Origin of the sequence: Paraburkholderia solisilvae (genome assembly GCF_902859875.1) — a bacterium.
GTDB classification, from domain to species: Bacteria; Pseudomonadota; Gammaproteobacteria; order Burkholderiales; family Burkholderiaceae; genus Paraburkholderia; species Paraburkholderia solisilvae.
In genome coordinates this window covers 14,753-35,633 of sequence record NZ_CADIKF010000035.1, presented here as the reverse complement: position 1 = coordinate 35,633, position 20,881 = coordinate 14,753, and the positions used below count along the sequence as shown (strand labels likewise).

The window sequence follows — 20,881 nt, the reverse complement described above, 5'->3', positions numbered from 1 at the left end:
CCACGGCCGTTCGGCCGCCATACGATGGTTCTGCATGAGTCAAGATATCGAATACGCGCTCACCGAGGCGCAAAAGCACTTTGCCGCCGGGCAACTCGACGAGGCCGCACGGCTTCTGCACGGCGTGCTGGCGAGCACGCCGGACCATGGTGAAGCGCATGCGGGCCTCGGCTATATCGCGGCGAAACAGGGCGATCATGCACGCGCGGCCGAGCACCTGATTCACGCCGCCGCGCACATGCCGCTGCCGGTGAACGAACTGGAATTCGCCGCGCAGGTGTGTCAGCTTGCGCAACGTCACGAAGACGCGGTCGCGCTGTTCGAGCGTTGCCTCGCGCAGCAGCCGAACCACGCGGCGTCGCTGAACGGCGCCGCGATGTCGCTGATCCAGCTGGGCGAACCGCAGCGCGCGCTCGAGATGCTCGAGCGGCTGTGCCGGGCGCAGCCGCAATCGGCCGAAGCGCATTACAACCGCGGCACGCTGCTCGGCAAGATGGATCGCTACGACGACGAACTCGCCGCGTACCGGCAGGCGATCGCGCTCAAGCCGCGCTTCGTGCGCGCGTATGTGAATCTCGGCGTCGCGTTGCGCGATGTGCGGCGTTTCGACGACGCGTTGCAGCAGTTCAAAAAGGCGCTGTCGATCGACCCGAACGATGCGGGCGCACGCACCAATCGGGCGCAGACGAATCTGCTGCTCGGCGAATTCGAACATGGCTGGCGCGAATACGAATGGCGCTGGCGCGACGGCACGATGAGTCACGGCTTTCCGGCCGATACGTTATGGACCGGCGCGCAGCCGATCGAAGGCAAGACGGTGTTTGTGCATCATGAGCAGGGCTTCGGCGACACGCTGCAGTTCGTGCGCTTCGTCGACCGGTTGAGCGCAGCGGGCGCGCGCGTGGTGCTGCGCGTCCAGGATGCGTTGCTGCCGCTCTTCGCGCATGCGCGCGGCGCGGCCGATACCCTCGACGTGATCGGCGAGTCGGCGCCCGTGCCGCCGTTCGACTATCACATTCCCGCGCTGAGCCTGCCGCTTGCGCTGAAGCTGTTTCGCGAGTCCGACCTCGCACCGTCCGGTGCTTATGTGCACGCGCCCGACGCGCGGGCGGCTCAATGGGACGATCTGTTTGCCCGTGCGAGCGATCGGCCGCGTATCGGCATCGCGTGGTCGGGCAGCATGATGGTGCCGAACGGCCCGAACCGGTCGATATCGCTCGAGCAACTGGCGCCGCTGTTCGATGCGCGCGCCGACTTCTTTTCGCTGCAGAAGGACCTGCGCGACAGCGATCGCGCGTACCTCGCCCAGCTTGAACAGCGCGGACAACTTCGCGATGTGTCCGCGCGCCTCGCGACATTTGCCGATACCGCGGCACTGCTCGCACGCGTCGACCTCGTGATCAGCGTCGATACCGCTGTCGCGCATCTGGCGGGCGCGCTCGGCAAGCCCGTCTGGATTGCCTTGCCGTATATGGCGGACTGGAGATGGCAGCTCGATCGCAGCGACAGCCCGTGGTATCCGAACGCGCGGCTGTTCCGGCAAACCACACGGGGCGACTGGTCGCCTGTCGTCGCCGCGCTGCGTGCGCAGATCGACACGCTCGGCGTATTGCCGGGCGCCTGAACCGCGCGTCGGCGTGTTGAGCCTGCGCCTTGCGCGCAGGCTGCGCAGCGTCCTCGATTCTTCTTTTCTTCGCAAGGCTCCAACCGGAGCGCGTCGCACATCGCGGCGCGCTCGCCGTGCGTGATGCCGCGGGCCGCCCGGTGAACCGCGCGTCCTTACACGTTGCGTCTGATTCGCTTTCGCTTACGTCGCGACGGCTGACCCGCTGTTCGGGCGCACCGGCGTTCGGATCGCAAGCGAAGCGACGTCGTGTTCAGCCGCACCGCAATCTTGTCGTGTCACTTACTGGTGCCCCCATTCTGGAATAGTTCACAGGCCCGGCCGTTGTATCAGGGTCGTCTTGATCGGTCGCAAAATCCGGATTCGAATCCTCGCGCCCGAACGGACCGCCTGTCACCCGGCCGGGACCACAACACGACAGAAACGATCCGGGAGGGATGCCGCGGCTGGGAAGTCTCGTGAAACGCAAGCAGGTTCAATCCAACGAGGACGTGATGAAAGTTGAACAGATCTACGATTTCGCCGCGGGTTTCTACGATCACCTGTTCGGCCGTGCCTTCCAGCATGGCCGGGAGAAGAGTGCCGGGCGCATCAACGACCGGGCCGAACACGGCGCGCAGGTGCTCGAAGTCGGACTCGGCACCGGGCTTTCGCTGCCGCTTTACCGGCAGGATCTGCACATCACCGGCATCGACATTTCGGAAAAGATGCTCGAGCGCGCGCGGCGCCGCGTGGCGTCGGACGATCTCAAGACCGACATTCGCATCATGAACATGGATGCGACGAAGCTTCAGTTCGAAGACAACCGCTTCGATTTTGTCGTCGCGATGTATGTCGCGTCGGTCGTGCCCGATCCGGCCGCGTTCTTAAGAGAAATCTCGCGCGTATGCAAGGTGCGCGGCGAGGTGATCGTCGTCAATCACTTTGCTTCGCAAAACCGGCTGGTCGGCGCGTTCGAGCGGCTGCTCGCGGGACTCGAATCGGTGATCGGCTTCAAGTCGGATTTTCCGCTCGAGCGCGTGCTGAACTTCGCCGACTTCCAGCTGATCCGCCTGGAGCGCGTCAACGCGTTCCGCTATTGGCATCTGCTGCATTTCCGCAATGCGCCGCAGACGGGCGTCGAGTATCCGCCGCCGCGGCTCGCGTATTCGTCCGCGGCGTACTGATTCCGCGTGAGGGCGGGCACGCCGTTAGCCCGCCCGTGCGATTCGCAGGCACACCCGCACGCGGCCCTCATACAACGATCACACAACGATCACGCCACCCCGGGTGCCTGACGGTCCCGATGGTGATCCGCGCCGATGAACATATACATCGCCGGCACCACGAACAGCGTAAACAGCGTGCCGATCGACAGCCCGGTACAGATCACGAGGCCCATCGCGTTGCGGCCGGCCGCGCCCGCACCGGATGCGATCACGAGCGGCAGCACGCCGAACACCATCGCGGCAGTGGTCATCAAAATCGGCCGCAGGCGCACCGCGGCCGCTTCCTCGAGCGCCTCGCGTTTCGATTTCCCCGCGCGCTGCAACTGGTTCGCGAACTGCACGATCAGAATGCCGTGCTTGCTGACCAGCCCCATCAGCGTGACGAGCCCGACCTGCGTGTAGATGTTGAGCGTCGACAGCCCGAGGTTGATAAAGATCAGCGCGCCGAACAGCGCCATCGGCACCGACACGAGAATGACGATCGGATCGCGGAAGCTTTCGAACTGCGCGGCGAGCGCGAGAAACACGATGATGGTCGCGAACAGCAGCGTGACGACGAAGCCGCCGGACTCCTGCACGAACTGCCGCGACAGTCCCGAGTAGTCGGCCGAATAGCCGGATGGCGCGGCTTGCGCGGTCGCCTTGCGCAGGAAGTCGAGCACCTCGCCTTGCGACACGCCCGGCACGACCACGCCGGAGATGGTCGCCGAGTTCAGCTGCTGGAAGTGGTTGATCGACTCCGGCACGACCTGCTGCTTCAGATGCGTGACGGTCGAGGCCGGAATCACGCTGCCGTCCGGTGTGCGCAGATAGTAGTCGAGCACCTGCGACGGATTGAGCCGGTCCGTTTGCAGCACTTGCGGAATCACCTTGTACGAGCGGCCCGCGATCGAGAAGTAGTTCACGTAATTGCCGCCCAGCGCCGCACCGAGCGCCGCGCCGACGTCGGCTTGCGTCATGCCGAGCGAGGCGACCTTGTCGCGGTCGACGAGCAGCACGCCTTCGGGCTTGTCGAGCTTCAGGTCGCTGTCGACATAGAAGAACATGCCGCTCTGGTAGGCCTTCGCGAGCACCGTCTGCGCGACTTCGTTCAGGTTTTCGAACGGCTCGGTGGTGGTGATCACGAACTGCACCGGCAGCCCCTGCGCGCCCGGCAACGGCGGAAACTGGAACGCGGCGACGCGCGCGCCGGCGATGCCGTTCCACTTCTGCTGCAGTTCCTGCTGCAATTGCGTCGCGCCTTTCTTGCGCTTGTCCCAGGTCTTGAAGAGCACGCCGCCGATGCCCTGATTCAAGGTCGGCGCGCCGGTCAGCTGGAACATCTGCGAGTACTCGGGCAACTGCTTCGAGATGTCGAACACCTGGTCCGCATACGTCTGCATCTGCTGGATCGTTGCGTTCGGCGGCCCCTGGATCTGCGACAGCACGATGCCCTGGTCTTCCTGCGGCGCGAGTTCCGATTGCGACGTCATAAACAGATACACGGTGCCGGCGAGCAGCAGCGCGCCCATCACGATAAACACCGGCCATGTGTCGAGCGTCGAATGCAGGATGCGCGCGTAGCCGCGGTGCACGCGGTCGAACTGGCGGTCGACGAAACGCACGAAGCGGTTCGACTCCTGTTCGGCGGTGAAGAAGCGCGAGCACATCATCGGCGACAGGCTCAGCGCGATGATGCCGGACACCGTCACCGCGCCCGCCAGCGTGAACGCGAACTCGGTGAAGAGCGCGCCGGTCAGGCCGCCCTGGAAGCCGATCGGCGCATACACGGCGATCAGCACGACGGTCATCGCGAGAATCGGCCCGCCGAGTTCGCGCGCGGCGATCAGCGCGGCTTCGAACGGCGGCCGGCCTTCTTCCTTCATATGGCGGTCGACGTTTTCGACGACGATAATCGCGTCGTCCACCACGAGGCCGATGGCGAGCACCAGCGCGAGCAGCGTCAACAGGTTGATCGAGTAGCCGAGCGCCTGCATCACGAAGAACGTGCCGATCAGCGACAGCGGCATCGCGACCACCGGAATGATCACCGCGCGCAGGCTGCCGATAAACAGGAAGATCACGACGGTCACAATCAGCAGCGCTTCGACGAGTGTCTTGATCACTTCCTCGATCGACGTGTTCACGAAGTCGGTCGCGTCGTAGACGATGTCGCCGGTCATGCCGGTCGGGAACTGCGATTGCAGGCCGGGAAACGCGGTGCGCACACGCTTCGCGACGTCGAGAATATTCGCGTCCGGCGCCACCTTGATGCCGATAAACACCGAGCGTTTGCCGGAAAACGCGACGTTGAAGTCGTAGCTGTCCGCGCCGAGCACGACATTCGCGACATCTTCGAGCCGCACGATCGCGGTGCCTTTCTGCTTGACGACGAGCTTCTTGAAGTCGTCGACGGTATGCAGGTCGGTGCCCGCGTTCAGGTCGACGCTGACCATCTGGCCTTTGGTCGTGCCGAGTGTGGCCAGATAGTTGTTGCTGCCGAGCGCGGTGAAGACATCCTGCGCGGTCACGTTATGCGCGGCGAGGCGCGCCGAATCGAGCCACGCGCGCAACGCGAACTGCCGCCCGCCGAGCACTTCGGCGGTCTGCACGCCTTCGATCGAATCGAGCTTCGGCTTGACCACGCGCAACAGGTAGTCCGTCACGTTGTTGCTCGGCAGTACATTGCTGTAGAAGCCCATGTACATCGCGTCGGTCGTCTCGCCGGTCTGCACGGTCAGCACCGGCTGTTGCGCCTGCGGCGGCAGCTGGTTGCGCACCGACGCGATCTGCGTGTTGATCTCGGTCAGCGCGCGGTTCGAGTCGTAGTTCAGGCGCAGCGTGACGGTGATGGTCGACACGCCGGTCGTGCTGGTCGACGACATATAGTCGATGCCCTGCGCCTGCGCGATCGCCGCTTCGAGCGGCTGCGTGATGAAGCCCGCGATCGTATCGGCGCTCGCGCCGTAGTACGCGGTCATCACGGTCACGACCGCGTTTTCGGTCTTTGGATACTCGCGCACCTTCAGCGCGATCAGCGCGCGCGCGCCGAGCACGAGAATCAGCAGGCTCACGACGGCCGCGAGCACCGGCCGCTTGATAAAGATATCGGTAAAGTTCATCGGGCGGCCCCTTATTGTTCCTGAGGCTGCGGGTTCGGGTTGTCGGCCGGCTGCACGCGGTTGTCGATCACGATCGGCGTGCCGTTCTTCAGCTTCAGCTGTCCGCTCGTCACGATCTGCATGCCTTCATCGACGCCCTTCAGGATGGCCACCTGGTCGCCGCGCGTCGGTCCCGGCGTGATGAACACCTGCTGCGCGACGGGCATTGTCTTGCCGTGCGCGTCCGGCTTGTCACCCGGCTTCACGACGAACACCGTCGCGCCGTACGGGTTATACGTAATCGCCGTTTGCGGCAGCGTCAGATAACGCTGTTCGCCGCCCGCATCGATCTTCACATTCGCGTACATGCCGGGCAGCAGCTTGCGTTCGCGGTTATCGACGGTCGCTTCGATCTGCACATTGCGCGTTGTGCTGTCCACACGCGGGTTGATCGAGCGGATCTTGCCGTTGAACGTGCGGCCGCCGAATGCGTTCGTGTCGAGCGCGATCTGCTGGCCGACCGCGAGCTGGCCCAGTTGCTGTTGCGGCAGATAGAAGTCCGCATAGATCGGGTCGATCGCCTGCAGCGTGACGATTGCATCGCCCGGATTCAGATACTGCCCGGGGTTCACCGTCGTGATGCCGACGCGGCCGGCGAACGGCGCGCGAATCGTTTTCTTTTCGACCAGCGCCGCCTGCTGCGCGACCTGCGCGGTCTTGCTCTTGAGGTCGGCTGCGTCCGCATCGAGCTGCGCCTTCGCGATGGCCTGGATATCGAATTGCGCCTTGTCGCGCTTGTAGACCGTTTGCGCGAGATCGGCCGCGGCCTGCAACGAATGCAGCAGCGCGACGTCGGAATCGTCGTTCAGACGCACGAGCACCTGGCCGGCCTTCACGTCCTGCCCGGACGCGAATGCGATTTCGCGCACGAGGCCGGGCACCTCGGTCGTCACGTCGACGCCGCGTACCGCGCGCAGGCTGCCGACCGCCGCGAGCTGCGGCTGCCATGTCTGATAGTGCGCGGCGGTCGCGGTCACCGTGGCGGGCGGCAACGCGTTGCCCGCCATGAACTTCGCGATCATATGCGCCTTGAACAGGTTGAAGCCGACAATCCCGCCCAGCAGCAGCCCAACGCAGATCAGCATGATGATCATGCGCCTCGTCATGCGCCGCTTATGGCGCGCGGGCGTTGCACCTGCGTCGGCAGGCTGATTCGCGATCGGTCCTTTTGTGTTCATCGTTTTGTCCTTGCACGTCTCATCGTGAAGCGCCGGCCGCTGGGGTCGCGCGGCGGCGCTGCAGGGTCATCCGGTAATGAAAGCGGGAAGCGGTAGCGGCTTCGACGCGGCGCGTGTGCGTCATTGCACCGCGGCGGTTTCGGGCAGCGGGTCGTTCCACCAGCCGCCGCCGAGCGCCTGGAAGAGCGCCGCGGTATCCGCGTAGCGCGCCGCCTGCGCCTGCGCAAGATCGACGACGGTCTGCTGGTACTGGCGCTGCGTGATGAGCAGCGACAGATAGCTGACGCCGCCGAGCTTGTACTGGCCGCGCGCCATCTCCAGCGCATCGCTCGCCGATTGCCATGCGTCGGTTCGCGCGAGCAGCCCGCTCGCGTCGTGATCGAGCGCGCGTAAAGAATCGGCGACGTTCTGGAACCCGAGCAGCACCGTCTGCCGGTATTGCGCATCGGCCTGTTCATACGCGGCGACGGCCGCGCGCTTTTGCGACAGCAACTGGCCGCCGTGAAAAACCGGCTGCAGCAGGCCCGCGCCGATGCTCCACACGGCGCTTTCCGAGCGGAACAGGTCGGCGGGCGTCAGCGACTGCGTGCCGAAGCTCGCCGACAGCGTGATCTGCGGAAACAGGTTCGCGGTGGCGACGCCGATCTGCGCGCTCGCCTGATGCAGCGTCGCATCGGCCGCGAGAATATCGGGCCGCTGCCGCACCAGCGCGGACGGCACGCTGACCGGCAGCGTCTGCGGCAGCGAAAACATCGCGAGCCGGAATTCAGGCAGCGTCGGGTCGCTCGGCGGACTGCCCGACAGCACCGCGAGCTGGTGACGCACGGCATCCAGTTGCTGCTGCAGCGGCGGCAGCGATGCGCGCGTCTGCGCGAGCAGCGTCTGCTGGGTCAGTACATCGGTTTTGCCGACGCCGCCCAGTTCGAACTGCTTTTTCAGCAACGTGAGCTGAGCGTCTTCTTCCGATGCGATGGCTTCGGTCGCTTCGATCTGCGCGCGCAGCGACGCTTCCTTGACCGCCGCGGTGACGATGTTGGCGGTGAGCGCGAGCCACGCGCCCTGCAACTGGTAGCGCTGATAGTCGACCTGCGATTGCGCGGCTTCGACGCCGCGGCGCGCGCCGCCCCACAGGTCGAGCGCGTACGACACGCTGACCGACGAGTTGTACAGGTTCAGGTCTTCGGTGAATTGCGGCTCGCCGAAGGTGATGCCGTTGAATTTCTCGCGCGTCGCGTTCAGCTGCGCGTCGACGCGCGGCAGCAGCGAGCCGCCGAATTGCGCGCGCAGGTTTTCGCGCGACTCGCGCAAGGCGGCGCGCGCCGATGCGATATTCGGGCTGTTCGCAAGCGCCTTGCGGATTAGCGCGTCGAGCGGCTCGCAATGAAACAGCGACCACCATGCGGCCGGGATGTCCTCGCCGGGGGCAAAGCGTTGCGGCACGCCGGACGCGCCGGGCGCCGACGCGGTCTGATCGGGCAGCGGAGCGGTGGTGTAGGTGTCGGTCGGCGGCGGCGCCGGCGTATGGTAATCGGGACCGACCATGCAGCCCGCGAGCAGCGCGGCCAACGCGAGTGCCGCGACGCTTCGAGGCGCGACGCATAGACGACGTGATACCAGGCAGAGCGGGTTTTTGTCCTTTGTCATTCATCCACCATATTTCGCGCGCTATGTGCGGTTAGCGCACGGATGCCGATATTCAATGCGACTAATCTACTTTTTTCGGGATGCAAAACGCCCGGCGGCATGCCGAATTGGCGCATAGCCTAGCATGGCTCGACTATGTGCCGGCGATCGGCACAAGCGGCGCAGGGCTTTGTGCGCGACGCCGCGTGGAAAGCGAGGGCATGGTGCTCATGGCAACGGGGAATTCACCAGGGCAGAAGGCATCGCTAAACCGCCTATGATGATTCAACCGCCGCGCCCAGGAACGAATCATGACAATGCCGACGAATATGCGGTTCAACGTAACGATGGTGACGATGGTGCCGATCGTGCGTCGTGCGGCACAGATGATGTGGCGCGTGCCCATCCTGGCGGCGCGTTTGAAAAGGCGCGCGGCGAGGCTTTTCATCTGCGGCGGTCTGCTGCTGCCGCTTGCGTTCCAGTGCGGCGCGGCACGCGCGGAGTATCTGATACCGGACAGCGTGCAACTCACGCCGGTGGCGCAATTTCCCGGCACCCGGGGTTACATGGCGCCGGACTACGCGGCGCAGCGCGCGCGGCTGCATAGCGTGTATCTCGTGCCGATCGAGGTATTTCTCGCACCGGATTCGCCGTACAAAGGCATCGATCCGGATGAGATGGCGCAGGTCACCCACACGTTCGCGCAGATCCTGACGCAGGAGGTGATGAAGGATATGACGGTGGTCGATACGCCGCGCGCCGATTCGCTGATCCTGCAGATCGCGTTGACCGATGTGCGGCTCGACAAGCAGGGCTTCCGGCTGCGCAACCTGACGCCGGTCGGCATTGCGATCAACGGCGTGAAGCGGGTCGCCGGCGTCAGCAAGATTTCGTTCACGACGATGACCGTGCAGGCGATCGGCGCGTCCGGCGACAACGAGACGCTGCTGTTCGCGATCGACAATCCGCCGCGGCCGGGAGACACGCAGAACGCGGTGCGGCTCGATGAAATCCCGAAGGCGCTGGCGGTGAAAGCGCAGAACCTGAAGGCGGCATTCGAAGCGATTCGCGGCGCGCAGTAACAGGCCGTGGCGCGTGCGTGGCGGTGGGTCGCCGCGGAATGACGATGCGCGCACAACGTAACGGCAGCGAGAAAATGTTTCATCCGGTGTCGTGGCTTGTCGCTGCTTGTCTCCGCTTGTCTCTGCTTGTCGTCGCGTGCGGGCGGGGTTGGGGTGCGTTCGGCTTTGCGCTGCCGTTGCGTGGCGTGCGCCGGCGACATCAAATGACATGGTTTTCGCATTGCCTTCACAGCGGCGAACGACAAGAATTCGCGCTGTCACCGAGCGGTTCGCGGCCTCACGCCAGCGACGCCGGTGCCCGACTCAACGGAGGAAGGAATGAAGAAGTGGCTTGCCATGCTGGCGCTGTGTATCGCATCGACGGGCGCGATCGCGCAGAGCGCGCCAACGCAAAACGCACCGGCGCAAAACGCACCTGCGCCGACGCCGATGCAAAACATGCAATCGATGCAGGGAGCGGGCATGGGCGGTTCCGCGCGCATGCAGCACGCGTTGCAGCAACTGCAGGAACGCTTTGCCGCCGCGAATACGACACACGACGGCAAACTGACGAAGGAGCAGGCGGCGGCCGGCATGCCGCGCGTCGCGCAGCATTTCGACGAGATCGACGTGCAGAAAGTCGGCTATGTGACGCTGCCGCAGATCGAGCAGTTCGTCGCGACACAGCGCAGACAATAGCGCTTGTCCGGAAAAGGAGCCTTGTATGGACCGGTCAGCCCGCATCATCGTGCTCGACGACGAAGCTGAGCTGCGCAATATGCTGCAGCGTTTTTTGACGTCGCAAGGGTTTTCGGTGCGGGTGGTCGAGAACAGCGCGAAGCTCAAGCGTTATCTGGAGCGCGAGCCGTACGATCTGCTCGTGCTCGACCTGATGATCGGCGACGAAAACGGCCTCGATATCTGCGCGCGTTTGCGCGCCGAGGGCGAAACGCTGCCGATCCTGATGCTGACCGCGAAGGGCGATCCGCTCGATCGCGTGGCCGGTCTCGAGACCGGCGCGGACGACTATCTCGCCAAACCGTTCCTGCCGCAGGAGCTGACCGCGCGCATCAACGCGCTGTTGCGCCGCCAGAAGATCGCGGCAGGCGACCCGACCGTGACCACCCAAACGCTGCGCTTCGGCGACTTTCAGTTCGACGTCGGCAAGGGGCTGCTGTTGCGCGGCGGCGAGCCGGTCGAACTGCATTCCGCGCAGATGCTGCTGCTGACCGCGCTCGGCTCGTCGCCGAACCGCGCGGTGAGCCGCGACAACCTGATCGCGCGCGCCCGCGGTCGCGAGCACGATGCGCTCGATCGCAGCATCGACGTGCAGGTGCTGCGGCTGCGCCAGGTGATCGAAAACGATCCGTCCAGGCCGCGCTTCATCAAGACGGTGTGGGGCGTCGGTTATATGCTGATCGCGGACGTCGAATCATGACCGCGCACGTGCCGGGAGAGGTGCCCGCCGATGCCGCGCCGCATGCCATGCCGCATGCAACGCCAGACGCGACGCGAGATGCGACGCAAGATGCGATATCGGGCGCCTGCCCGCGCGGCTTCGCGCGTCTGATGCCGCGCTCGCTGCTCGCCCGCAATATCGTGCTGCTGATCGCGCTGGTCGCCGTCAGCGAAGTGTGCTCGCTCTCGGTGCTGCTGCACTATGTGCAGCGGCCGCGCGTCGAACGCGCGGCGGCGGTGTTCGGCGAATACATCACGAAGCTCGACAGCGTGCTCGCGACGACGCCGCGCGCATCGCGCGAGGCGCTCGTCGCGCAGCTCGACGCGCGCGCCGACGTACCGCCCGATGCGCTCGCTCAGCCGCCGACCGATCCGCTGCAGTTCTACCGCACACACGAGCTCGGCATTTTTCTCGAGACGCTGCGCCGCTATCTGCCTGCCGGCAGCGACGTGCGCTGGGAAGCGGAACGCGCGCGCGGCGCGCCGCAGCGCATGTGGCTGCGCGTGCATATCGCCGATGCGCCGTACTGGATCGCGCTCGTGCTGCCGGAAGAAGCGCAGGGCGGCCGGCTGATCGGCGCGCTGCTATTCGCGCTGAGCCTCGGTGTGCTGGCGGCGCTCACCGGCTTTCTGATCCAGCGCCACCTGAACCGGCCGCTGCAGCATCTGGCCGAGGCGGCGCGCCGGTTGTCCGCGGGCGAGGCGCCGGCGCCGCTGCCGCTCGACGGTCCGACCGAGATCGCGCAGGTCAGCGCCGCGTTCAATCAGATGACGCAGGCGTTGCAGCAGGCGGAAGCGACGCGCGCGGTGATGCTCGCCGGCATTTCGCACGACATCCGCACGCCGCTCACCAAGCTGCGCCTCGCGATGGCGATGGCCGGCGCGCCGCGCGACGAGCCGTTCACGCATGCGGCCGAGTCGTATCTTGATCAGATCGACACGATCCTGCAGCAGTTTATGGATTACGCGGGCAGCGGCGAGCGCGAGGCCGCGCGACCGGGCGATCTGAATGGGCTGGTCAGCCAGCTCGCTGCGGATTTCGCGGGGCTCGGGCATGATTTCGACCTGTCGCTTGGCGACTTGCCGCTGGTCGCGTTTCGTCCGATCAGCATGATGCGCCTGCTGATGAACCTGATGCAGAATGCGGTGAAGTATGGCGGCAGCGGCTTCGCGGTACGCACGTGGCGCGACGCGCACGCGGTGGTGGTGGCGGTCGGCGATCGCGGCAGCGGCCTGTCGGCCGCCGAGCTCGAAGCGCTGAAGGCGCCGTTTCAGCGCGGCAGGAATGCGCATGGCGGCACGAGCGGCACGGGTCTCGGCCTTGCGATCGTCGAACGGATCGCGCGGCTGCATGGCGGCACGCTGCAGTTTCATCCGCGCGACGGCGGCGGACTCGAGGTGTGGGTCGTGTTGCCGCAGTGAGAGCGCAGTGAGAGGTGAGAGGGCATATCGATGACACGCATTGCACGGCCGATCGACGCCGCGCGTCTCGAAGACGAATGGCTCGAGGCGGACGGCCTGGGCGGTTTCGCGTCGGGCACGGTCGGCTTGCCGCGCACGCGCCGCTATCACGCGCTGCTGCTCGCGGCGACCCGGCCGCCCGCGGGGCGCGTCGTGCTCGTCAACGGCATCGAAGCGTGGCTCGATGCGAACGGCGAGCGCTATCCGTTGACGATGCAGCGCTATGCGCCCGACCTGATCACGCCGGACATCGGCGCGCGCCTGCTCGAATTCACGACTGAGCCGTGGCCCACGTGGCGCATCGAGGTGGCCGGCAACGTCGAGATCAGCGCGGCAGTGTTCGTTGCGAAGGAAACGGGCGAGACGGTGCTGCGCTGGCGTTTGCAACGCGCGGCGGATGCGGCTGGCATGTTCGGGGCGGCCGGTGTGGCCAGCGCGGCAGGCACAGCCGACGCTTCCAACGCTTCCAACACAGCAAACACAGCAAACACAGCAAACACAGCAAACACAGCAAACACAGCAAACACAGCAAACACAGCAAACACAGCAAACACAGCAAACACAGCAAACACAGCAAACACGGCAAACACGGCAAACACGGCAAACACGGCAAACACGGCAAACACCTTCGGCGCTGCCAACGCCACAAGCGCCCCGAATGCCACGACCGCAACGACAAACGGCCGCTTCACGCTGCACGTGCGGCCGCTGCTGTCGGGCCGCGACTATCACGCACTGCACCATGAAAACGGCGCATTCAATTTCGCCGCGGACGTCGACGGCGCGTGCGTGAGCTGGCGTCCCTACGGCGACCTGCCGGCGATCCGCGCCGCATCGAATGGCGCGTACGAGCATGCGCCCGACTGGTACCGCAATTTCGCCTATCCGCGTGAGCGCGAACGCGGGCTCGAATTCACCGAAGACCTCGCGGCGCCCGGCATCTTTTCTTTCGATCTCGCAGCCGGCGATGCGGTGTTGATATTCAGCGCCGATGGCGTGCCGCGCGCGCGGGACCACGCGACCTTCGACGCCTTCGCGCGCGCGCAGCAACTCGAGCACGCGGAGCGCGCGCGCCGCGCGGCGTTTGCGTCGCCGCTCGAGCGCGCGGCCGATGCGTATGTGGTTGCACGCGAGCGGGGCCGCACGATCGTCGCCGGTTTCCCGTGGTTCACCGACTGGGGCCGCGACACCTTTATCTCGATGCGCGGGCTGCTGCTCACGTGCGGCCGCTACGACGACGCGCAGGCAATCCTGCTCGAATGGTCGGCCACGCTCTCCGAAGGCATGCTGCCGAACCGCTTTCCCGATTACGGCGACACCCCCGAGTACAACTCGGTCGACGCGTCGCTGTGGTTCGTGATCGCGGTGCACGACTATCTCGCCGTGCAGCATGCGAGCGCCGCGACGCGCCTGCGGCTGCAGCAGGCGGTCGACGAGATTCTCGACGGCTATACGCGCGGCACGCGCTTTGCGATCGGCGCCGACACCGACGGCCTGCTGCGCGCAGGAGTGCCCGGCGTGCAACTGACGTGGATGGACGCGAAGGTCGGCGACTGGGTCGTCACGCCGCGCATCGGCAAGCCGGTTGAAGTAGAGGCACTGTGGATCAACGCATTGCGCATCGCATCAAACTGGAACCCGCGCTGGCGCGAGCCGGCCCAGTTTGCGGCGCGCACTTTCGTCGAACGATTCGTCGATCCGGCGAGCGGCGCGCTGTTCGATGTCGTCGATGTCGATCACGTGCGCGGCACCTTCGACCGCTCGATCCGGCCGAACCAGATATTCGCGGCCGGCGGTCTGCCGTTTGCGGTGATCGACGGCGCGACCGCGCGCGCAGTGGTCGACCAGGTTCGCATTCATCTGTTGACGCCGCTTGGCCTGCGCACGCTCGCGCCGTCGGACCCCGCGTATCGCGGCCGCTATGCGGGCGGCCCGCGCGAGCGCGACGGCGCCTATCATCAGGGAACGGTGTGGCCGTGGCTGCTCGGCCCGTTCGTCGAAGCATGGCTGCGCGTCGAGCGGCCCGATGCGGCGGCGCGCGCCGCGGCTGTCGCACGCTTCGTCGCGCCGCTCGATGCGCATCTCGCGCGCGCGGGCCTCGACCACATCAGCGAAATCGCCGACGGCGATGCGCCGCACGCGCCGGCGGGCGCGCCGTTTCAGGCGTGGTCGCTCGGCGAGCGGCTGCGCATCGACGCGCTGTTAGCCGCGCGCGACTAGCGAAGTCCCGTTTATAGCGCAGTGCCGCGCAAAGCGCGCTACGATGTGACTCCTGCTGCCTTGTCAAAAGGAGGACGCTGTCATGCCCTGCCTTCGTGCCTGCAATCTGCCCGAGACCGTCGAGGGTAGCCGCCTGCATTCCACCGACTGCGCGCACTGGCAACGCTGGGGTCCCTACCTGAGCGAACGTCAGTGGGGCACGGTGCGCGAAGATTACAGCTCGAGCGGCACCGCATGGGACTACTTCCCGCACGATCACGCGCGCAGCCGCGCGTATCGCTGGGGCGAAGACGGCATCGCCGGGTTCGGCGACGACACGCTGAACTGGTGTGTCTCGCTTGCGCTGTGGAACCGGCGCGACCCGATCATCAAGGAGCGCCTGTTCGGCCTCACGAACTCGCAGGGCAACCATGGCGAGGACGTGAAAGAGCTGTACTTCTACCAGGACGGCACGCCGACCCATTCGTACATGCGGATGCTCTACAAATATCCGCACGCCGCGTATCCGTATTCGGACCTCGTCGAAGAAAACGCGCGCCGCGGCGCGGACATGCCCGAGTACGAAGTGCTCGACACCGGCGTCTTCGATAATTCCCGCTACTTCGATGTCACCGTCGAATACGCGAAGCACACCGCCGACGATATCGTGATGCGCGTCACCGTCGAGAATCGCGGCGACGAGGCCGCGTCGCTCGATGTGCTGCCGCAGATCTGGGCGCGCAACAAATGGTCGTGGAAGGGCCTCGACGAGCGGCCTTCGCTGATGTTCGAAAGGACGCGCGACCGCACGTATCTGTTCGGCCGTCATCCGGGTTTTCCGTCAATCATCGTTTCCGCGTGGCGCAAGGGCATGGAGTACGGCACCGGCGTCGAGTGGCTGTTCTGCGAAAACGAGACCAACCCGCGCCGCCTGTACGGCACGAACGACGCGATCGGCCCGTTCAAGGACGGCTTCAACGATTACCTCGTGCAGGGCCAGCGCGATGCGGTGCGCCGCGACTCGGGCTCGAAGGCGGGCGCGCATGTCGCGCTCGAACTGGAGCCGCATGGCGAGGCGGTCGTCTATCTGCGCTGGCGCGTCGCGTCGGCGCCCGATGAAGTGCCGCTCGATGTCGATGCGCTGTTTGCGCGCCGCATCGCGGAAGCGGACGAATTCTACGGCGTGCTGCAGCGCGAGATCGACGACGCGGACGAGCGCCGCGTGCAGCGCCAGGCGCTGGCCGGCATGCTGTGGTCGAAGCAGTACTACCAGTTCGACGTGCAGCGCTGGATGGACGGCGACCCGGCGCAGCCCGCGCCGCCGCCGGGCCGCCGGCGCGGGCGCAATGCGGACTGGCGGCATCTGTGCAATGCGGACATCGTGTCGATGCCGGACAAATGGGAGTACCCGTGGTACGCGTCGTGGGATCTCGCGTTTCACGCGGCCGCGTTCGCGCTGATCGACCCCGCGTTTGCGAAGCGCCAGTTGCTGCTGCTCGTGAAAGACCGCTATCAGCATCCGAACGGCCAGTTGCCCGCGTATGAATGGGCTTTCAGCGATGCGAATCCGCCGGTGCATGCATGGGCCGCGTGGCGCGTGTACGAGATCGATCGCTCGATGACCGGCAAGGGCGACCGCGATTTCCTCGAACTCGTGTTTCACAAACTGCTGCTGAATTTCTCGTGGTGGGTCAACCGCAAGGACGCCGACGGCCGCAACATCTTTCAGGGCGGCTTTCTCGGGCTCGACAACGTCGGCATCTTCGACCGCTCGTCGCCGCTGCCGACCGGCGGCCATATCGACCAGGCGGACGGCACCGCATGGATGGCCGCGTATGCGCTCGACCTGATGCGCATCGCGCTCGAGCTCGCGTATGCGAACCATGTGTTCGTCGATATCGGCGTGAAGTTCTTCGAGCACTTCCTGTATATCGCCGAAGCGGTGAGCTGCGAAGACGGCTGCGAAACGGGCTTGTGGGACGGACAGGACAGTTTCTTCTACGACAAGCTGCGGCTGCCCGACGGCAGCAACATTCCGATGCGCGTGCGTTCGATTGTCGGGCTGATCCCGCTCTTCGCGGTGCACGTGCTCGAAGAGCGGTTGCATGACACGCTGCCGGGTCTGCACGAGCGGCTGATGTGGTTCTTCCGGCATCGGCCCGATCTCGCGCGGCTCGTCTCGCGCTGGAACGAGCCGGGCAAGGGCAACAGCCTGCTGCTGTCGCTGTTGCGCGGACACCGGATGAAAGCGCTGTTGCGCCGTGCGCTCGACGAAGCGGAGTTTCTGTCTGATTACGGCGTGCGCGCGCTGTCGCGGGTGCATCGCGACGCGCCGTTCGTCTACCGGCACGACGGCAAGGAGTTTTCCGTGAAGTACCTGCCGGCTGAATCCGATTCGCGCGTGTTCGGCGGCAATTCGAACTGGCGCGGACCGATCTGGATGCCGGTCAACTTTTTGCTGATCGAATCGCTATACGAATTTCACCGCTACTACGGCGACGAATTTCGCATCGAGTATCCGACCGGCTCGGGCAACCGGCTGTCGCTGCGCGAGATCGGCGACGAACTCGCGCGCCGCCTGACGAAGCTGTTCCTGAAGGACGGCAACGGCAAACGGCCGGTGATGGCCGCGTATCCGCAGTTGCAGGCGGACCCGCGCTCGCAGGACCTCGTGCTGTTTCACGAGTACTTTCATGGCGATACCGGCCGGGGTGTCGGCGCATCGCATCAGACCGGCTGGAGCGGACTCGTTGCGCTGCTGCTGCAGCCGCGCGAAGCCGCGCCGGCCGGGCTCGTGCCGGCGCCGAGCGAAGCGGAGCCGGCGGTCGCGGCCAAATAGTCACGCGCGCCGTCGCCGCGCGCGGTTGTTGTCACCGTGGCGTCCGATGCATGCGCAAGCCGCGCTTGCATCGGGCGCCGCGCAATGCCGGGCTGAGTGTGCCCAGGCCGGGCATGCCGCGTGCGAAAGGAAGCAGTTCCTGCGGTATCCGTTGCCATGCGTTGCGCGGCGGGCTTTACAGAAGTCTTGCGAAAGCGCTGTGCGCTGATGAAAGCGCAGCCGTAATGTGAAGCGCTGCACGCTGTATGAATACGCCACGCGATGCGATCCGATGGAACTGTCCGGTCGCGCGGCGAGTCATCCTGTCACGCCAGTTGTTGATTGGCCTTCATCTGCGAGGGAATGCCATGCCGTCCGATACGAATGCCACCATCGAAGCGAATCCGTCCGCCGCATCGTCCTCATCGGCCGCCTCCGGCGCGAAAGTGCTGGTCGCGCCGCCGGCTGCGACCGCGCGCGGCGACGGTCCTTGCGGACCCGCGGGCGACTGCGCCGCACCGCCGTGCTCACTGGTGATCTTTGGCGCGGGCGGCGATCTGACCAAACGGTTGCTGGTGCCCGCGCTGTACAACCTCGTCGTCGACGGCCTGCTCGATAACGGCTTGCAGGTGATCGGCGTGAATCGCGGCGAGCGCGGCACCGACTCGTGGCGCGACGATCTGCACACATCGCTGCAGCAGTTCGCGGCCGAGCGCTCGAGCGCGGGCAAGGCCGACGAAAAGTCGTGGAACTGGCTCGCGCAGCGGATGCACTATATTGGCGGCGACTTCGCGAGTGCGGACACGTTCGAGCGCGTGAAGCAGCAGATCGCGAGCAACAAGGCCGGATGCGGCAACGCGATTTTCTACCTCGCGGTCGGCGAGCGATTCTTCAAGCCGGTCGTCGAACAGCTCGGCAAGGCGGGTCTGCTCGACGAGAACGCTGCGGGCGGCTTCCGGCGCGTCGTGATCGAGAAGCCGTTCGGCAACGATCTCGCCTCCGCGCGCGATCTGAACGCGCATATCCTGACCTACGCGAACGAACAGCAGATTTACCGGATCGACCACTTCCTCGGCAAGGAAACCGTGCAGAGCATTCTCGCGGTGCGGTTCGCGAATGCGCTGTTCGAGCCGGTGTGGCGGCGCGAATATATCGACAGCGTGCAGATCACCGCGTCCGAAACGCTCGGCGTGGAAGGGCGCGGCGCGTTCTACGACAACACCGGCGCGTTTCGCGATATGTTGCCCAATCACCTGTTCCAGCTGCTCGCGATGGTCGCGATGGAGCCGCCGACTTCGTTCGACGCGGAAACCGTGCGCGACAAGAAGGCGGAGGTGTCCGCGGCGATCCAGCCGCTGCGTGCGGAAGACGTCGTCCTCGGGCAGTACGCGCAAGGGCCCGCGGGTGTCGCGTATCGCACCGAGCCGAATGTCGCGCCCGACAGCACCACGGAAACCTATGCGGCGGCGTGCGTGCATCTGGACAACTGGCGCTGGGCGGGCGTGCCGTTCTATCTGCGCACCGGCAAGCGGCTCGCGACGCGCCGCACCGAAATCGCGGTGCAGTTAAAGCGCGTGCCGTTCCTGATGTTTCGCGACACCCCCGTCGATTCGCTGACGCCGAACGTGCTGACGCTGCGCATCGATCCCGCGCACGGCACGCGTTTCGATTTCAACGTGAAAGTGCCGGGGCCGACGATGAAAATGGGCCGCGTGCGCTCGACGTTCGACTACAAGGATTTTTTCAAGGAAGAGGCGAACGTCGGGTACGAGACTTTGCTGTACGACTGCATGCGCGGCGACGAGACGCTGTTTCAGCGCGCCGATAGCATCGAGGCGAGCTGGGCGGCGGTGGACGGGGTGCTGCATCCGAAAGACGGGGCGCTGCCGGTGCACGACTATGCGGCCGGCGGCAGCGGGCCGGCCGAAGCCGACGCGCTGCTTGCGCGCACGGGGCACGCATGGCGGCCGCTCGACGACGAGCCGAAGCGCAGCTAGCGCGTTCGGTAACGAGAACAACTGCAAAAAGGGATGAAGACTATGCCGACACGAAAAACAAAGGTGGCAAGCAGCAAGACGGCTGCGAAAAAGGCCGCTGCGCGCGGTGCGGTGAAATCGGCGGCTAAAAAGGTTGCCGCACGGAAGACTGCGGTGAAGACGGCTGTGACGAAAAAAACCGTGGCGAAAAAAGCCGGAGCGAAAAAGGTCGCAGCGAAAAAGGTCGCGGCAAAAAAAGTGACGGCAAAAAAGGTCACGGCAAAGCGGACCGTCACGGCGAAGCAGGCCTCGCGCCAATCATCGGCGGTTACGTCGCATATCGCGGCCGGCCGCGAGTCGAGCGAACGGATTCTCGCCATCGACGTCGGCGGCACGGGCCTGAAGGCTGCGATTATCGACGGTCACGGCAAGATGATCGGCGATCGCGTGCGCGTCGCGACCCCGCACCCGTGCACGCCGCAACAGATGGTCGATACGCTTGCGACGCTCGTCAAACCGTTGCTCGCGCAACAACATCCGACGCGGATGTCGATCGGCTTTCCTGGCGTGGTGCGCGACAACTGCGTGCTGACCGCACCGAATATCGGCGATGAAGGCTGGCATGGCGTGCCGCTCGCCGACATGCTCGCGAAACGCGTCGGCAACGTGCCGGTGCGCATGATCAACGATGCGGAGATGCAGGGCTTTGCGGCCATTCAGGGGCACGGCCTCGAGTTCGTACTGACGCTCGGCACGGGCGCGGGCACCGCGCTCTTTCGCGATGGCGAACTGATGCCGCATCTCGAGCTCGCCCATCATCCGGTCAGCAAGCACGGCACCTATGACGAGTACGTCGGCGCGCACGCCCGCGAGGCGGTGGGCGACAAACGCTGGAACAAGCGCGTCGAGAAGATCATCGGCATTCTCCAGCGGCTCGTGAATTACGACCGGCTGTGGATCGGCGGCGGCAATGCGGTGAACCTGACGTTCGCGCTGCCCGGGAATGTGGCGGTCGTATCGAACGCCGCGGGCATCGAAGGCGGCGCGAAGCTGTGGCATCCGCGCTCGCTGCGCGAAACCCGTCAGTTGCCGGAGGCGAACCAGCGTACCGGCAAGTTCGGTTGAGGCGAGTGCG

Annotated in this window: 14 protein-coding genes; 10 read left to right on the top strand and 4 right to left on the bottom strand. The window is 65.5% G+C overall.

The annotated features are described in order from the left end of the window. The first annotated feature begins 34 nt into the window (after positions 1-34). Both HV675_RS20800 and HV675_RS20795 read left to right on the top strand, forming a co-directional pair. Positions 35-1,624 (top strand): tetratricopeptide repeat protein, encoded by a 1,590-nt coding sequence (locus HV675_RS20800; RefSeq protein ID WP_175112981.1) that lies wholly within the window; start codon positions 35-37, stop codon positions 1,622-1,624. A 494-nt stretch (positions 1,625-2,118) separates the two neighbouring features. Next, on the top strand, positions 2,119-2,790 hold the full coding sequence (locus HV675_RS20795) for a class I SAM-dependent methyltransferase (RefSeq protein ID WP_175112980.1): 672 nt from the start codon (positions 2,119-2,121) through the stop codon (positions 2,788-2,790). A gap of 89 nt (positions 2,791-2,879) precedes the next feature. Here HV675_RS20795 and HV675_RS20790 read toward each other — a convergent pair whose 3' ends face one another. The 3 genes from HV675_RS20790 to HV675_RS20780 form a co-directional block, all read right to left on the bottom strand. Then, positions 2,880-5,933 carry an efflux RND transporter permease subunit gene (locus tag HV675_RS20790; RefSeq protein WP_175112979.1) on the bottom strand — a complete coding sequence of 1,018 codons (3,054 nt, stop codon included), beginning with the start codon at positions 5,931-5,933 and terminating at the stop codon, positions 2,880-2,882. An 11-nt stretch (positions 5,934-5,944) separates the two neighbouring features. Continuing rightward, a complete protein-coding gene (locus tag HV675_RS20785; RefSeq protein ID WP_246270436.1) occupies positions 5,945-7,078 on the bottom strand; it encodes an efflux RND transporter periplasmic adaptor subunit in 1,134 nt (377 codons plus the stop codon). A 192-nt stretch (positions 7,079-7,270) separates the two neighbouring features. Then, positions 7,271-8,794 (bottom strand): efflux transporter outer membrane subunit, encoded by a 1,524-nt coding sequence (locus tag HV675_RS20780; protein ID WP_175112978.1) that lies wholly within the window; start codon positions 8,792-8,794, stop codon positions 7,271-7,273. Positions 8,795-9,084: 290 nt separating this feature from the next. Here HV675_RS20780 and HV675_RS20775 point away from each other — a divergent pair, with 290 nt between their 5' ends. From HV675_RS20775 to zwf, 7 genes are all read left to right on the top strand, one after another. Continuing rightward, complete coding sequence (locus tag HV675_RS20775; protein WP_175112977.1) at positions 9,085-9,855, top strand: DUF3313 family protein; 771 nt, start codon at positions 9,085-9,087, stop codon at positions 9,853-9,855. A gap of 318 nt (positions 9,856-10,173) precedes the next feature. Further along, complete coding sequence (locus HV675_RS20770; RefSeq protein ID WP_175112976.1) at positions 10,174-10,533, top strand: EF-hand domain-containing protein; 360 nt, start codon at positions 10,174-10,176, stop codon at positions 10,531-10,533. 25 nt (positions 10,534-10,558) lie between these two features. Beyond that, entirely contained in the window at positions 10,559-11,272 is a 714-nt protein-coding gene (locus tag HV675_RS20765) for a response regulator (protein WP_175112975.1), read from the top strand. A gap of 131 nt (positions 11,273-11,403) precedes the next feature. Beyond that, on the top strand, positions 11,404-12,714 hold the full coding sequence (locus tag HV675_RS20760) for an ATP-binding protein (protein WP_246270432.1): 1,311 nt from the start codon (positions 11,404-11,406) through the stop codon (positions 12,712-12,714). A 30-nt stretch (positions 12,715-12,744) separates the two neighbouring features. Continuing rightward, positions 12,745-14,973, top strand: coding sequence for an amylo-alpha-1,6-glucosidase (locus HV675_RS20750; protein ID WP_246270426.1), 2,229 nt, complete (start codon positions 12,745-12,747; stop codon positions 14,971-14,973). A gap of 82 nt (positions 14,974-15,055) precedes the next feature. Further along, complete coding sequence (locus tag HV675_RS20745) at positions 15,056-17,791, top strand: MGH1-like glycoside hydrolase domain-containing protein (protein ID WP_175112974.1); 2,736 nt, start codon at positions 15,056-15,058, stop codon at positions 17,789-17,791. A 347-nt stretch (positions 17,792-18,138) separates the two neighbouring features. Next, positions 18,139-19,767: a glucose-6-phosphate dehydrogenase gene (gene zwf / locus HV675_RS20740; protein WP_175112973.1), complete on the top strand. Its 1,629-nt coding sequence runs from the start codon at positions 18,139-18,141 to the stop codon at positions 19,765-19,767. Here zwf and HV675_RS32550 read toward each other — a convergent pair. Then, entirely contained in the window at positions 19,764-20,024 is a 261-nt protein-coding gene (locus HV675_RS32550; protein WP_246270424.1) for a hypothetical protein, read from the bottom strand. The genes zwf and HV675_RS32550 overlap by 4 nt on opposite strands. 61 nt (positions 20,025-20,085) lie before the next feature. Here HV675_RS32550 and HV675_RS20735 point away from each other — a divergent pair, with 61 nt between their 5' ends. Continuing rightward, positions 20,086-20,871, top strand: a complete 786-nt coding sequence (locus HV675_RS20735) for an ROK family protein (RefSeq protein WP_246270430.1) — start codon at positions 20,086-20,088, stop codon at positions 20,869-20,871. Positions 20,872-20,881: the final 10 nt, after the last annotated feature.

What these genes read in the sequence shown, in the direction of transcription:
- HV675_RS20800 (WP_175112981.1), top strand. Translation starts at nt 35, where the DNA reads ATGAGTCAAGATATCGAATACGCGCTCACCGAGGCGCAAAAGCACTTT.
- HV675_RS20795 (WP_175112980.1), top strand. Translation starts at nt 2,119, where the DNA reads ATGAAAGTTGAACAGATCTACGATTTCGCCGCGGGTTTCTACGATCAC.
- HV675_RS20790 (WP_175112979.1), bottom strand. Translation starts at nt 5,933, where the DNA reads ATGAACTTTACCGATATCTTTATCAAGCGGCCGGTGCTCGCGGCCGTC.
- HV675_RS20785 (WP_246270436.1), bottom strand. Translation starts at nt 7,078, where the DNA reads ATGACGAGGCGCATGATCATCATGCTGATCTGCGTTGGGCTGCTGCTG.
- HV675_RS20780 (WP_175112978.1), bottom strand. Translation starts at nt 8,794, where the DNA reads ATGACAAAGGACAAAAACCCGCTCTGCCTGGTATCACGTCGTCTATGC.
- HV675_RS20775 (WP_175112977.1), top strand. Translation starts at nt 9,085, where the DNA reads ATGACAATGCCGACGAATATGCGGTTCAACGTAACGATGGTGACGATG.
- HV675_RS20770 (WP_175112976.1), top strand. Translation starts at nt 10,174, where the DNA reads ATGAAGAAGTGGCTTGCCATGCTGGCGCTGTGTATCGCATCGACGGGC.
- HV675_RS20765 (WP_175112975.1), top strand. Translation starts at nt 10,559, where the DNA reads ATGGACCGGTCAGCCCGCATCATCGTGCTCGACGACGAAGCTGAGCTG.
- HV675_RS20760 (WP_246270432.1), top strand. Translation starts at nt 11,404, where the DNA reads ATGCCGCGCTCGCTGCTCGCCCGCAATATCGTGCTGCTGATCGCGCTG.
- HV675_RS20750 (WP_246270426.1), top strand. Translation starts at nt 12,745, where the DNA reads ATGACACGCATTGCACGGCCGATCGACGCCGCGCGTCTCGAAGACGAA.
- HV675_RS20745 (WP_175112974.1), top strand. Translation starts at nt 15,056, where the DNA reads ATGCCCTGCCTTCGTGCCTGCAATCTGCCCGAGACCGTCGAGGGTAGC.
- zwf (WP_175112973.1), top strand. Translation starts at nt 18,139, where the DNA reads ATGCCGTCCGATACGAATGCCACCATCGAAGCGAATCCGTCCGCCGCA.